General features: G+C 64.9%; 15 protein-coding genes and 1 pseudogene. 9 read left to right on the plus strand and 7 right to left on the minus strand.

Annotated elements, in window-relative coordinates; genetic code table 11:
• Positions 1-81 precede the first annotated feature (81 nt).
• Together FJ434_RS19145 and FJ434_RS19150 are read left to right on the plus strand one after the other, a co-directional pair.
• Positions 82-267, plus strand: a complete 186-nt coding sequence (locus FJ434_RS19145; RefSeq protein ID WP_027142552.1) for a hypothetical protein — start codon at positions 82-84, stop codon at positions 265-267.
• A gap of 7 nt (positions 268-274) precedes the next feature.
• Positions 275-463 (plus strand): hypothetical protein, encoded by a 189-nt coding sequence (locus FJ434_RS19150; protein ID WP_027142553.1) that lies wholly within the window; start codon positions 275-277, stop codon positions 461-463.
• Between the two features lie 59 nt (positions 464-522).
• Here FJ434_RS19150 and FJ434_RS19155 read toward each other — a convergent pair whose 3' ends face one another.
• The 5 genes from FJ434_RS19155 to rph form a co-directional block, all read right to left on the minus strand.
• A complete protein-coding gene (locus tag FJ434_RS19155) occupies positions 523-846 on the minus strand; it encodes a low molecular weight protein tyrosine phosphatase family protein (RefSeq protein ID WP_140749913.1) in 324 nt (107 codons plus the stop codon).
• 4 nt (positions 847-850) lie between these two features.
• A complete protein-coding gene (gene hemW / locus FJ434_RS19160; RefSeq protein ID WP_140749910.1) occupies positions 851-2,029 on the minus strand; it encodes a radical SAM family heme chaperone HemW in 1,179 nt (392 codons plus the stop codon).
• Entirely contained in the window at positions 2,026-2,703 is a 678-nt protein-coding gene (gene rdgB, locus FJ434_RS19165) for an RdgB/HAM1 family non-canonical purine NTP pyrophosphatase (protein ID WP_027142556.1), read from the minus strand. Before rdgB ends, hemW begins: the two co-directional genes overlap by 4 nt.
• A complete protein-coding gene (locus tag FJ434_RS19170) occupies positions 2,703-3,113 on the minus strand; it encodes a VOC family protein (protein WP_140749907.1) in 411 nt (136 codons plus the stop codon). Before FJ434_RS19170 ends, rdgB begins: the two co-directional genes overlap by 1 nt.
• Before the next feature lie 182 nt (positions 3,114-3,295).
• Complete coding sequence (rph, locus tag FJ434_RS19180; protein WP_027142558.1) at positions 3,296-4,012, minus strand: ribonuclease PH; 717 nt, start codon at positions 4,010-4,012, stop codon at positions 3,296-3,298.
• Between the two features lie 270 nt (positions 4,013-4,282).
• Here rph and hrcA point away from each other — a divergent pair, with 270 nt between their 5' ends.
• The 6 genes and pseudogenes from hrcA (at position 4,283) to FJ434_RS19210 (ending at position 9,798) form a co-directional block, all read left to right on the plus strand.
• Positions 4,283-5,365 carry a heat-inducible transcriptional repressor HrcA gene (hrcA, locus tag FJ434_RS19185; protein ID WP_140749902.1) on the plus strand — a complete coding sequence of 361 codons (1,083 nt, stop codon included), beginning with the start codon at positions 4,283-4,285 and terminating at the stop codon, positions 5,363-5,365.
• A 142-nt stretch (positions 5,366-5,507) separates the two neighbouring features.
• On the plus strand, positions 5,508-5,705 hold the full coding sequence (locus tag FJ434_RS19190; protein ID WP_015314792.1) for a hypothetical protein: 198 nt from the start codon (positions 5,508-5,510) through the stop codon (positions 5,703-5,705).
• Positions 5,706-5,788: 83 nt separating this feature from the next.
• A pseudogene (locus FJ434_RS19195) lies at positions 5,789-7,134 on the plus strand (sorbosone dehydrogenase family protein).
• A gap of 129 nt (positions 7,135-7,263) precedes the next feature.
• Positions 7,264-7,881, plus strand: coding sequence for a LysE family translocator (locus FJ434_RS19200; protein ID WP_140749900.1), 618 nt, complete (start codon positions 7,264-7,266; stop codon positions 7,879-7,881).
• A 177-nt stretch (positions 7,882-8,058) separates the two neighbouring features.
• Positions 8,059-9,039: a cysteine synthase A gene (gene cysK / locus FJ434_RS19205; protein ID WP_140507035.1), complete on the plus strand. Its 981-nt coding sequence runs from the start codon at positions 8,059-8,061 to the stop codon at positions 9,037-9,039.
• A gap of 132 nt (positions 9,040-9,171) precedes the next feature.
• Complete coding sequence (locus FJ434_RS19210; RefSeq protein ID WP_140507036.1) at positions 9,172-9,798, plus strand: glutathione S-transferase family protein; 627 nt, start codon at positions 9,172-9,174, stop codon at positions 9,796-9,798.
• 37 nt (positions 9,799-9,835) lie between these two features.
• Here FJ434_RS19210 and FJ434_RS19215 read toward each other — a convergent pair whose 3' ends face one another.
• Both FJ434_RS19215 and FJ434_RS19220 read right to left on the minus strand, forming a co-directional pair.
• Positions 9,836-11,080: an RNA polymerase sigma factor gene (locus FJ434_RS19215; protein WP_140507038.1), complete on the minus strand. Its 1,245-nt coding sequence runs from the start codon at positions 11,078-11,080 to the stop codon at positions 9,836-9,838.
• Between the two features lie 7 nt (positions 11,081-11,087).
• Positions 11,088-11,453, minus strand: a complete 366-nt coding sequence (locus FJ434_RS19220; protein ID WP_140749897.1) for a YciI family protein — start codon at positions 11,451-11,453, stop codon at positions 11,088-11,090.
• A 257-nt stretch (positions 11,454-11,710) separates the two neighbouring features.
• Between FJ434_RS19220 and FJ434_RS19225 the strand changes: the two genes are divergently transcribed.
• Positions 11,711-12,670, plus strand: a complete 960-nt coding sequence (locus FJ434_RS19225) for a TAXI family TRAP transporter solute-binding subunit (protein ID WP_140749894.1) — start codon at positions 11,711-11,713, stop codon at positions 12,668-12,670.
• The last annotated feature ends 23 nt before the right edge of the window (positions 12,671-12,693 follow it).

Below are 12,693 nucleotides of genomic sequence, written 5' to 3' on the forward strand. Positions count from 1 at the left end.
GGCAATCGCCATTCCTTCGCCACAGTAGGGAACGAAACCGGGTTTGGCAGATTTAGCCCCTGATTCCCAAGGGAGGACAGGATGGACAGCCTGACGATACAGGACGCTTTCGAGCCTTACTATGCCGGCCGCAGCCGGAGTGCCGCACGCCAGGACAAACGGCTGCCAGCCCGGAACGACACCAGCCTGACCAAGCAGGCCGCGAGTGCCTTGCCAACAGACGTCAGGCTTTCCGACAACAAACCCGACAGCACGACGGAGCACTGACCGGACGATGCCCAATCGCTTCGATATCTTCATCACCCGTCTTGAAACGAAAACCGCCCGCAACGGCGTACCGCAATCTCCGATAGGCGACCAGCACCGTGGCCGCCGCGACAAAGACGGCGCCAAGCCGGTCCGGAGCGGCGAGACGCATGCAGAGAAGGAGCGCGGAAAGCACCGCCACAAACACGACGCCTGATCTGGCTCAGATCGGCAAGGCGGCCGCCGAAGGCGGAGGGGCGAAGGCCGGCCAGGCGCTCAGTCCAGATATCGTGAAACGCGCGCCTTCAGGAGCGCTATCAGCTCCGGGTCCATAAATTCGTAGTCGTCCGGGATGTCGAGGCAGATCACCTTGGCCGCCTCCAGGCTGGCCTTGAATTTCTTCTGCAGTTTCGTCCGGTGGATTTTCTCCATGACAAAGATGATGTCGGCCCAGGCGACAAGTTCGTGCGTCAGCGGAGTGTAGGCATCATGATTGGTGCCGGCCGAGGCGACTTCGATGTCGCGCCGCGTGGAAAACACCTGCTCGGCGGTAGGGCTGCGCAAGCGGTTCTGGCTGCAGATGAAGAGGACGTTTTTCAAGGGTTTAGCGCGCCAGGTCCGCCACCACGGCGTCGAGCACGATCATGCCGGCCGGCGTGGCGCGCAGCCGCGCATTGCCGATCGGCGCCACCAGCCCCTCACCCTGCAGCACCGACAGCCGCGCGCTCGATAGGCCGCGTCCGGAAAACGCCTCGTAGCGGGAGAGGTCAATGCCTTCGGCGAGCCTGAGCCCCATCAAAAGAAACTCGTCGGCCTCTTCGGAGCGCGTCAGGAGTTCGCCGCCGGTGATGCCATGGCCCTTGGCCTCGACCAGATTGGCCCAGGTCTCCGGCATTCTTTCGGCAATCGTCACCACCCGATGGCCGTTCTCGACGAAGCGGCCATGCGCGCCTGGACCGACGCCGACATATTCGCCGTAGCGCCAGTAGGTCAGATTGTGCCGGCTCTCGGCGCCCGGCCTGGCGTGGTTGGAAATCTCGTAGGCCGGCAGGCCCTGCGCCGATGTGATTTCCTGCGTCAACGCGTAGAGATCGGCGGCGTGATCGTTGTCGGGAATGACGAATTTCTTTGCCGCGTGCAGCGCATGGAAGGGCGTGCCTTCCTCGATAGTCAGCTGGTAAAGCGACAGATGGTCGGCGGCATGGCCGATCGCCTGTTCGAGTTCCGCCTGCCAATCCTGTGGCGTCTGCCCGGGGCGCGCATAGATCAGGTCGAAGGACAGGCGCGGAAAGATTTCGCGCGCGAGCCCGATGGCGTGCAAGGCTTCCTCGACATTGTGCAGCCTGCCGAGAAAGCGCAAATCCTTGTCGTTCAGCGCCTGCACGCCGAGCGAGACGCGGTTGACCCCCGCCGCCCGGTAGCCACGGAAACGCTCCGCCTCGACCGAGGACGGGTTGGCCTCGAGCGTCACCTCGATGCCATCGGGCACCGTCCAGTTCCTGGCCACCGCGTCCAGAACCCTGGCCACCGTTTCCGGCTTCATCAGCGACGGCGTGCCGCCGCCGAGAAAAATGCTGGTCACGTCGCGCGGCCCGGTGCGCTGGCGCATCGTCGCCAACTCGGCCTCGAAGGCGGCGGCAAAGCGCTCCTGGTCGACCTCCTGGTGGCGGACATGGCTGTTGAAGTCGCAATAGGGGCACTTGGCCGCGCAGAATGGCCAATGCACGTAGACGCCAAAGCCGGGACTGCGGTCGAGCGCCATGGTGGTTGCGGGTCCGATCATGCGGAGCCAAGCCTGACCGAATCAAGCCGAGCTTGGGCGAATTTCTGGAAGGCGCGGGCGCGGTGCGACAGCGCCGTCGCCTGGCCTGGCTTCCAGCCGTGCTTTTCCTCGGCACTCATCTCGCCGAAGGTTTTGTCGAAGCCATTGGGCAAGAACACCGGATCGTAGCCGAAGCCGAGCTCGCCGCGCGGCGGCCAGACCAGCGTGCCCTCGGCCTCGCCGCGATAATATTCGGCCTCGCCGTCGGGAAAGGCGAGGCAGATGACGGCGACGAAGCGGCCCGTGCGCCGCTCGGGCGTGGCCGCGCCGACTTCCTGCAACGCGACTTCGGTGCGCTGCATGGCCATGGCGAAATCGCGCGATCCCTCCGGCGTCTCGGCCCAGTTGGCGGTATAGACGCCGGGCGCGCCGTCGAGCGCGTCGACGCAGAGGCCGGAATCGTCCGACAGCGCCGGCAGGCCGGTCGCCTTCGCGGCGGCGAAGGCCTTGATGTAGGCGTTTTCCTCGAAGGTGGTGCCGGTTTCGTCCGGTTCGGGCAGGCCATACTCCTTGGCCGACTTCGCCTCGAAGCCGAATGGACCCATCAGGTCGGCGAATTCGCGCAGCTTGCCGGCGTTGTGGCTGGCAACGACGATCTTCTTGCCATCGAGTGTATGGAGGTTTGGTGAATGCATCAAAGGCCCCAGATTCTTGGCTCGGCGAACTCGATCGAATTGCCCGACGGGTCGCGTATATAGATCGAACGGCCACCTTGCGGCCATTCGAATTCGCTTTCGATGGCGATTTTCTTCGCTTGGAGATGTGTTCTCCAGCCGTCGATTTCAGCGGCGCTGGCGGCAAAGCACAGATGACCCTCGCCGACCGCGCCGTGCGGCGGCACTTTCAGCTTCGCGTCCGGTGCGGGCGGAATTTTGGTCGCTTCGGCGTTGAAGACGAGCAGGACGCCTGGGCCGCAGCGGAAGAAAAGGTGGCGGCCGTCGACCTTGCCGAGGAGGATGAGGCCAAGGATGTCGGTGTAGAAGTGCTCAGCGGCGTCAAGGTCGGTGACGTAGAGGGCCGATTCCAGGATGGCGGAGGGAGTCACGAGGCACCCCCCTCTGCCCTGCCGGGCATCTCCCCCTCAAGGGGGGAGATTGGCAATTTCGATGTTGTCGCACACCCAGCAACGCTGAAAACCAGCGAAGGCCGAGACGGTATCCGATCTCCCTCCTCGAGGGGGAGATGGCCGGCAGGCCAGAGGGGGACGTTCAAGCTCGGCATTAAACCCTACGCGACCGCCATCTGCTGCAGGCTGACCAGTCGGGAAATGCCCTTCTTGGCCAGGCCCATAAGCGTCGCGAACTGGTCTTCGGAGAAAGGTTCGCCCTCGGCGGTGCCCTGAATCTCGACGATGCCGCCCTTGCCGGTCATGACGAAATTGGCGTCGGTGCCGGCCGAGGAATCCTCGACATAGTCGAGGTCGATGACCGGCTGGCCGTCATGGATGCCGCAGGAAATCGCCGCGACATGGTCTTTCAGCACTTTCGAAACGCTGGCCATCTGCCGGGCTTCCATCCAGCGCAGGCAATCATAGAGCGCCACCCAGCCGCCGGTGATCGAAGCGGTGCGGGTGCCGCCGTCGGCCTGGATGACATCGCAGTCGACGGTGATCTGCTGTTCACCCAGCGCCTGCAGGTCGACCACGGCGCGCAAGGAGCGGCCGATCAGGCGCTGGATCTCCAGCGTGCGGCCGCCCTGCTTGCCGGCGGAGGCCTCGCGGCGCATGCGCTCGCCTGTCGAGCGCGGCAGCATGCCGTATTCCGCCGTGACCCAGCCCTTGCCGGAATTGCGCATCCAGCCCGGCACCTTTTCCTCGAGGCTCGCGGTGCACAGGACGTGCGTGTCGCCGAACTTCACCAGGCAGGAGCCTTCGGCGTGTTTGGAGACGCCGCGCTCGAAGGAGATGGCGCGCATTTCGTCGAATTGGCGTTTGGAGGGGCGCATTCGGCCTGCTTTCTTGTCAGTTTCTTGAAATCGTGGCCGGCTTTTAGACGCAAGGGGGGCAGCGCGCAAAGGAAAACGGACCGGCGATCTGACACAGACACCCGGGGCGATCTGACACAGACACCCCGGGGTGATCTGGCACAGACACCGAGGTGATCCGACACAGACAGCCGGGGTGATCTGGTACAGACACCGAGGTGATCCGACACAGACACCGGTTGCGCGCGCCCCACCGAAGTCTATATCCTTGAACCGGAGGTTTTTGGCCAAATGACCAAGCCAGTCGATCCCGCGTCGCAGGCGCCCGCGCTTCAATCGCTCGACATGCGCTCGCGCGACATCTTCCGGCGCATCGTCGATTCCTACCTGAGGGACGGCGAGCCCGTGGGCTCGCGCAGCTTGTCGCGCATCCTGCCGTCCTCGCTGTCGCCGGCTACCATCCGCAACGTGATGAGCGACCTCGAACATCTCGGGCTGATCTACGCGCCGCATATTTCGGCCGGCCGTCTGCCGACGCAGGCTGGCCTGCGTTTCTTCGTCGATGCCTTCATGGAGCTTGGCGACCTCTCCGACGAGGAGCGCCGCGCCATCGAGGCGCAGGTGCGGGCCTCCGGCTCGGGGGCGACGCTGGAGCACATGCTGACCGAGGCCAGCCAGATGCTGTCGGGCATGTCGCGCGGCGCCGGTCTGGTGCTGGCCGCCAAGAACGAGGTGGCGCTGAAGCATATCGAGTTCATCCAGCTCGAGCCGACCAAGGCGCTTGCCGTGCTGGTGTCGCAGAATGGCGACGTCGAGAACCGCGTCGTCGAGCTGCCCGCCGGCATCACCGTCTCGCAGCTGCACGAAGCCTCCAATTTCCTCAATGCGCATATTCGCGGCCGCACGCTGGCCGAGGCGCGCACCGAGATCGCCCGCATCAAGGAAGAGACGAGGGCGGCGCTCGACACGCTGTCGCAGGACCTCGTCGAGAAGGGGCTGGCTGTATGGGCGGGCGCCGAAAGCGGCCTGCCAGCCCGGCTCATCGTGCGCGGCCGCGCCAATCTGCTGGAAAACGTCACCGCCCAGGCCGACATCGAATTGCTGCGGCATCTGTTCGAGGACATGGAGACGCAGGATGGTTTGATCCAGCTGCTCGACCTTGCCGAAGAGGGATCGGGCGTGCGCATCTTCATCGGTTCGGAAAACAAGCTGTTCTCGCTTTCGGGCTCGTCGCTGGTGGTGGCGCCCTATCGCGACAAGGACGCCCGCGTCGTCGGCGCGCTCGGCGTCATCGGCCCGACCCGGCTCAACTATGCCCGCATCGTGCCGATGGTGGATTATACGGCGCAGCTGATATCGCGCATGCTGCGCTAGGTGTACTGATATTCGGGTGAAGCCGGCCTGCAAACGGCTGATAACCTGCGCTTCCGGTGCCACCGTTTTCGACTCGGCCTGACCCGAATCTCGACATACCTTTGGTGCGACACCGAAGGACCGGCTGCAAAGGAGAAAAAGAATGGCGCTGGAATCATTCAAGGCCCAGATCAGCCTGCTGCTCGAAGAAATGGTCAACCAGCCGGAGGACCAGCACGAAATTCAGGAACAGCTGCGCGAAAAACTGCGGGAAATGCGCGCCATGGGCCTGCCGTTGCCGGCCGATCTCGTGGAACTGGAAAAGCGCCTGGACGACGATTTCTACGCTGCCGGGACCTGATCCCGGAAGTTTGCTCACCGCGCGTGACGGAACCCACGGACAAGCCGATCGTTAATTTCCTTCACGACCGGGTGGAGGAAGTGATGCGATTGGCCGGACTGGCGATGTCGGCACTGTTTCTCACGACCGCGGCTCTCGCCCAGCAGGCCGACCGGCCCGTGCTCAAAGGCCCGGCGGCCTTGGGCGACTGGCGCGCGGATAAGCCCGGCGTGCGCCGGTTGATCAAGCCGGAAGACCTGCCGAGACCCTATGTCACCAAATCCGCCTCGAACGGCGCCGGCCTCACGGAGAGACCGCAAGGCGCCAAGCCACAACTGCCGCCCGGCTTTTCGGCGGAACTCGTTGCGTCCGGCATCGACAATCCGCGTGTCGTGCGTGTCGCGCCGAACGGCGACCTGTTCGTCGCCGACAGCGAAGCCAACCAGGTCCGTGTCTATCGGCTGACGAACGGAAGCGCGAAAGCCGCGGAGAAAAGCATCTTCGCCGGCGGCCTCAACCAGCCCTATGGCATCGCCTTCCATCCACCCGGCAATGACCCGCAATGGGTCTATGTCGCCAACAGCGACAGCATCGTGCGCTTTGCTACCGCAATGGCGATCTGAAGGCCTCGGGGGAACCGCAAACCATTGTCGACGACATCCCCTCGAGCCACCACTGGACCCGCGACATCGCCTTTTCCCCCGACGGCAAGACACTTTACCTCTCCGTCGGCTCCGGCTCGAATATCGCGGAGGACATGGGCAAAAGACCCAGAGGCGGGCTCGACGCCTGGGTCAAGTCGAAGCCGCTCGGCGCCAGTTGGGGTGCCGAGGCGGGCCGGGCCGAGGTGCGGGCTTTCGACCCCGACGGCAGGAATGGGCGCATCGTCGCCACCGGGCTGCGCAATTGTTCGGGCATGACCGTGCAGCCGGCGACCGGCGCGCTGTGGTGCGTCGTCAACGAGCGCGACGCACTTGGCGACAATACGCCGGCGGAATACGCGACGACGGTCAGGGAAGGTGCCTTCTATGGCTGGCCGTGGTATTACATCGGCAACAATGAGGACCCGCGCCACAAGGGCGAGCGTCCCGACCTCGCCGGCAAGACTGATATTCCCGACGTGCTGATGCAGGCGCATTCGGCGCCGCTCAACATCGCTTTCTACGATGGCAAAAGCTTTCCGGCCGAGTACCAAGGCGACGCCTTCGTGGCCCTGCATGGCTCCTGGAACCGCGGCAACAGGACCGGCTACAAGGTGGTGCGGCTCAAGTTCAAGGACGGCAAGCCGACCGGTGAATATGAGGACTTCATGACCGGCTTTGTCGTCTCCAACGGCGAGGTCTGGGGCCGGCCGGTTGGCGTCGCGGTGGCCAAGGACGGGGCGCTGATCGTCACCGAAGACGGCAACGGCACAATCTGGCGCGTGACCTATAGTGACGGCCGGTCCTGATCCGTCTATTGGCAGCGCCGGCCCCCTCACCAGGTCTCACAGGGAGCTGGTGCAATCGAATCCAGTCCTCAGTAAATTCAATTCCATTCAGATATATGCGATGAAGCGCCCTCATCCGAGACCGAATCCATGACCCTCACCGGATTTCTTGCCTACAGCGCCGCGCTTGGCGTCGCCGCCGCCATCCCGGGCCCCGGCGTCACGGCGCTCGTCGCACGTGCGCTGGGCTCGGGCTTTCGCTCGTCGCTCGCCATGTCCTTCGGCCTGATGCTTGGCGATCTCACTTATTTGACCGCCGTGGTGCTGGGCCTGGCCTTCGTCGCGCAGGAGTTCGGCATGGTTTTCCTGGCGATCAAATGGGCCGGCGTCGCCTATCTCGCTTTCCTCGGCTGGCGCTTCTGGACCGCCGGCATAACGCCCGAAACCATCGAAGCCAGGAAGGGCAAGGGCGGCTTGCTGTCGAGCTTCATCGCCGGCCTCACCGTGACGCTCGGCAATCCAAAGACGATGATCTTCTATCTCGCCATCACGCCGACCATCGTCGACCTGAAGACCATCACGCTTGCCGATTACGGCATTCTCGTCGCGCTGACGTTCGTCGTCCTGTTCGTCGTGCTGGTGCCTTACCTGGCGCTGGCGGCCAAGGCGCGCTGGTTCCTGAAGTCGCCGCGCGCGCTCAAGGTGCTGAACCGCACCGCCGGCGCCTTCATGGTTGGCGCGGCGGCGGCGATCGCTGCTCGCCAGTAGGTCGTTTCGACCAAACCATTCCCTGGCCCGGCTGTTTCGAGGAATGCTTTTCCGGGGTCCAGGCGTTTTCAGCACAGGCCCCACTCGGATATTTTCCAGCCGCAGCCTATCTTGCGCGGCTGAAAGCCCTATTCTGTCGGCTACTGCCAATTGCCTGAAATCCAGGGAGCGAAACCAATGAACAAGCCCGTCACTTCAGCCCGCGTGCCCGGCCGCGGCCGTATCTACGATTCCATCACCGACACGATCGGCGATACGCCCTTGGTACGGCTCGACAAGTTCGCCAAGGAGAAGGGCATCGTCGCCAATCTGGTCGCCAAGCTCGAATTCTTCAATCCGATCGCCTCAGTCAAGGACCGTATCGGCGTGTCGATGATCGAGGCGCTGGAGGCAGCCGGCAAGATTACGCCCGGCAAGACCACGTTGATCGAACCGACATCCGGCAATACCGGCATTGCGCTTGCCTTCGCCGCCGCCGCCAAGGGCTACAAGCTGATCCTGACAATGCCGGAGACGATGTCGGTCGAACGCCGCAAGATGCTGGCGCTGCTCGGCGCCGAGCTGGTGCTGACCGAGGGGCCGAAAGGCATGAAGGGCGCCATCGCCAAGGCCGACGAACTGGCCGCGACTATCCCCAACGCCATCATTCCGCAGCAGTTCGAAAACCCGGCCAATCCGGAAATCCACCGCAAGACGACAGCGGAGGAAATCTGGAACGATACCCAAGGCGAGATCGACATCTTCGTCGCCGGCATCGGCACCGGCGGGACGATCACCGGCGTCGGCCAGGTCTTGAAGAAGCGTAAGCCCGTGCTGCATGTCGTCGCCGTCGAGCCGGATGCCTCGCCGGTGCTGTCGGGCGGCCAGCCCGGCCCGCACAAGATCCAGGGCATCGGCGCCGGCTTCGCGCCCAAGATCCTCGATACCACGGTCTATGACGAGATCGTCAAGGTCTCCAACGAGGATTCGGTCGCCAATGCGCGCCTGATTGCCCGCCTCGAGGGCGTGCCGGTCGGCATCTCGTCGGGCGCGGCCCTGCAGGCGGCAATCGTCGTCGGCTCGCGGCCCGAAAACAAGGGCAAGACGCTGGTGGTGGTCATCCCCGACTTCGCCGAGCGGTATTTGTCGACGATCCTGTTCGAGGGGCTGGGGGCTTAACCCTCGCATTCTTCCCGCGAGCGCCTGGCCCGCTGAAAAACTCCTCGTGGCCGCCTGCGCGCAGCTTGAGCCGACCCCTGCTTCCGGTTCATATCACCCCCGGCCCGCGCACGACTGGCCGGGGAGGATTCCATGTACAAGCTTTATACACGTCCCGGCAGCGGCGGCTTCGTCGTCGAGGCGGCGCTGGCGCTGATCGATGTGCATTTCGAACAGATCGACGTGCCGAAGACCGAGGCGCCCGATCCGGCCTTCCTCGCCATCAGCCCGTTGAACCAGGTGCCGGTGCTGATCTTGCCGGACGGACGCTCGATCACCGAATCGGCGGCGATCTGCATCCTGCTCGCCGAGCGCCACCCGCGGGCCGGTCTGGCGCCGGCGGCCGATGAACCGGCGCGCGCCGAGTTCCTGCGCTGGATGGCGTTCATGTCGTCGGCCCTCTATCCGGCGATCCTGCGGTTCTACTATGCCCATCGCTACACGGCGGATGCCGAAGGTACGAAGGCGGTGAAACAGGCGGCGGTCGCCGAGATGGATCGCGGTTTTGCCGTCGTCGATGCCGCCTTGCGCGGCCGTGACTGGCTCGCCGGCGACAAGATGTCGGTGGCCGACATCTATCTCGTCATGCTGGTGGCCTGGCATCCCGACATCGACATGGCGCGGGCGGCCTGGCCCGGTATCGAACGCCTGTGGGCGCGGTTGCGCGAGCATCCGCTCATGAAGACGCTCAACACGTCGCACGAGATGTGGCCGGCCTGAGCGGGATGGTCCGGAAAGTCGCCCGCGCTCTGACAGCTCACTGTCTGAGCGCGGCGCGTTTTGCCTGCAGGAACCGGCGTACCGCCGGATCGCGCTCGAGGCCGATCGCCCGATCATAGGCTTCGACCGCCTGCGGTCCCTGGCCGAGCCTGGCTAGCAGGCCGGCACGCGCGGCCCAGTAGGGTTGGTAGTCATCGAGTCGCTTGTCGTCGCCCAGCACGTAAAGAGCCGCCAACCCCGCCACCGCGCCCTCGGTCTCGGCGATCGCCACCGCGCGATTGATCGCCACGACCGGCGACCCGACGATCGAAAACAGAGCTTCGTAGAGCCCGCGGATCGCCTCCCAGTCGGTGCGGCCACTCAGCCGTCGCGCGGCATGCGCCGACTGTACCGCCGCCTCGAGCTGATAGCGGCCGATCGTGCCCATGGTGGCGGCGCGGCCGAGCAGGGCTTCCGCCTCGTCGACCAGGGCATGATCCCACAATGCATGATCCTGCTCGGCGAGCGGCACATACTCTCCGGCCGGGTCGCGCCGCGCCGCGCGGCGCGCCTCGGCGAACAGCATCAGAGCCAGCAGGCCCAGCGCTTCCGGCTCGCCCGGCAGCAGCGAGGCCATCAGCCGGCCGAGCCAGATCCCTTCGGTGGCGAGGTTTCGGCGTCGCGTCTCGGTACCGGCCGGGTCGGACCAGCCCTCGGCGAAAGCGGCGTAGATCGCCTCCAGCACCGCGTCCAGCCTTTCGCCGAGTTCGGCTCGCTCCGGTACGCGGAACGGGATGCCGGTCTCGCGGATGCGGCTCTTGGCGCGCACCAGGCGCTGGCCCATCGTTGACGGCGAGAGCAGGAAAGCGGAAGCGATCGTCGCGGCATCGAAGCCGAGGATGGTCTGCAGGATCAGCGGTGCCCGCACGCCGGATTCGATCGCCGGATGGGCGCAGGCGAACATCAGCCGCAATCGTTCGTCCGGCAGGTCCTCGTCGGTCATGCGTGCCTCCGCTTCCTCGGCAATCAGCTTGAGATGGTCACGGCCGGCTTCGCTGGTCAGCCGCCGCCGCACCGCATCGACACGCCGCCGCCTGGCTACGGCGAGCAACCAGGCTTCCGGCTTTTCCGGCACGCCGGTGCGCGGCCAGCGTTCGAGCGCCGCCGCGAAGGCGTCGGCCAGCGCATCCTCCGCGGCGGCGACGTCGCGCGTGCGCGCGGCGAGCCAGGCGACCAGCTTGCCATAGCTTTCCCGGGCGGCGGCCTCGGCGGCCGCCCGGGCGATATCCGGGCGACTGTCCATCACGCCGTCACTTGGGCATATAGTCGGCCATTTCCCAGATCGGCCGCAACTCGACCGTGCCGGTGCTGGCCGCCGGACAGCGCGCCGCCCAGTCGATGGCGGTATCGATATCGGCCGCCTCGATCATGTAGAAGCCGGCAAGCTGCTCCTTGGTGTCGGCATAGGGACCGTCGATAACGTTGGTTTTGCCATCGGCGATCCGCACCGAGGTCGTCGCCTGGGTCGGGCGCAGCCTTTCGCCGGCCAGCCACGCACCGGACTTCTTCAACGCTTCGGTATAGGCGGCGTAGGCCGCGCTCATCTGCTGGGCTTTCTCGACCGGCGTGTTCGCCAGCGCGGCTTCATCGTTGTTGATCAAAAGCATGTATCGCATGGGTCTTCTCCCGTGGTTTGGAAGGCCGCTTCGTTGCGGGCCGAACGTATGTCGCGCGTCGGCGACCGATTTCGACAGGTTGCGGAAAAAACTTTCGGCTCCGGCCGCGCCTTGCGCAAGCGGGTATGTGTTTGGCGACCTCTCAACCATTCGTCTAACGCGTGGAATTGCGGGTTGGCATTTCCCTTTCGCTGTCTAAACTCGCCTCTCTTCGCATCAGGGAGGTGATGCGGCCACTATTTCAGGGAGGAAACCAGATGTTGAATTTCAGAACGAAATTCGTTGCTGCCGGCGCGATGGCGCTTTCACTTGTCCTTGGTGCGGCGTCGGCCAAGGCGCAGGAATTCATCAATGTGCTGACCGGCGGCACTTCGGGCGTTTACTATCCGCTCGGCGTAGCGCTGTCGGAAATCTACGGCAAGGGCATCGAGGGTGCCCGCACGCAGGTGCAGGCGACCAAGGCGTCGGTCGAGAACCTCAACCTCCTGCAGCAAGGCAAGGGCGAGATCGCGTTCGCGCTCGGCGATTCCGTCAAGATGGCCGCCGAAGGCAACGCCGAGGCCGGCTTCCCCGGCAAGCTCGACAAGCTGCGCGGCATCGCCGCCATCTATCCCAACTATATCCAGATCGTCGCCAGCCAGGAGTCCGGCATCAAGACGCTCGCCGACCTCAAGGGCAAGAGCCTGTCGGTCGGCGCGCCGGCCTCCGGCACCGAGCTCAACGCGCGCGCCATCTTCGCCGCCGCCGGGCTGAAATATGAGGACCTCGGCCGCGTCGAATACCTGCCCTTCGCCGAATCGGTGGAGCTGATCAAGAACCGCCAGCTCGATGCCACGCTGCAATCGGCCGGGCTGGGTGTCGCCTCGATCCGCGACCTCGCCACCTCCGTGCCGATCAATGTCGTTGCCGTGCCGCCCGAAGACGTCGCCAGGATCGGCTCGCCCTATCTGTCGGTGGTAATCCCCAAGGGCACCTATGAAGGCCAGGGCGAGGATGTCGCCACGGCCGCCGTCGGCAATTTCCTCATCACCCGTGCCGATGTCTCGGATGAGACCGCCTACCAGATGACCAAGCAGCTGTTCGAGCATCTCGACCAGCTCGCCGCCGCGCACGCCGCCGCCAAGGCGATCGATCCGGCCAAGGCGCTCGACGGCATGCCGGTGCCGCTGCATCCGGGAGCCGAGCGCTATTACAAGGAAAAGGGGCTGTTGAAGTAAGGTATCGCGGCAATCCGACATGT

Source organism: Mesorhizobium sp. B2-5-13 (assembly GCF_006440535.1).
Taxonomy (GTDB): domain Bacteria; phylum Pseudomonadota; class Alphaproteobacteria; order Rhizobiales; family Rhizobiaceae; genus Mesorhizobium; species Mesorhizobium salmacidum.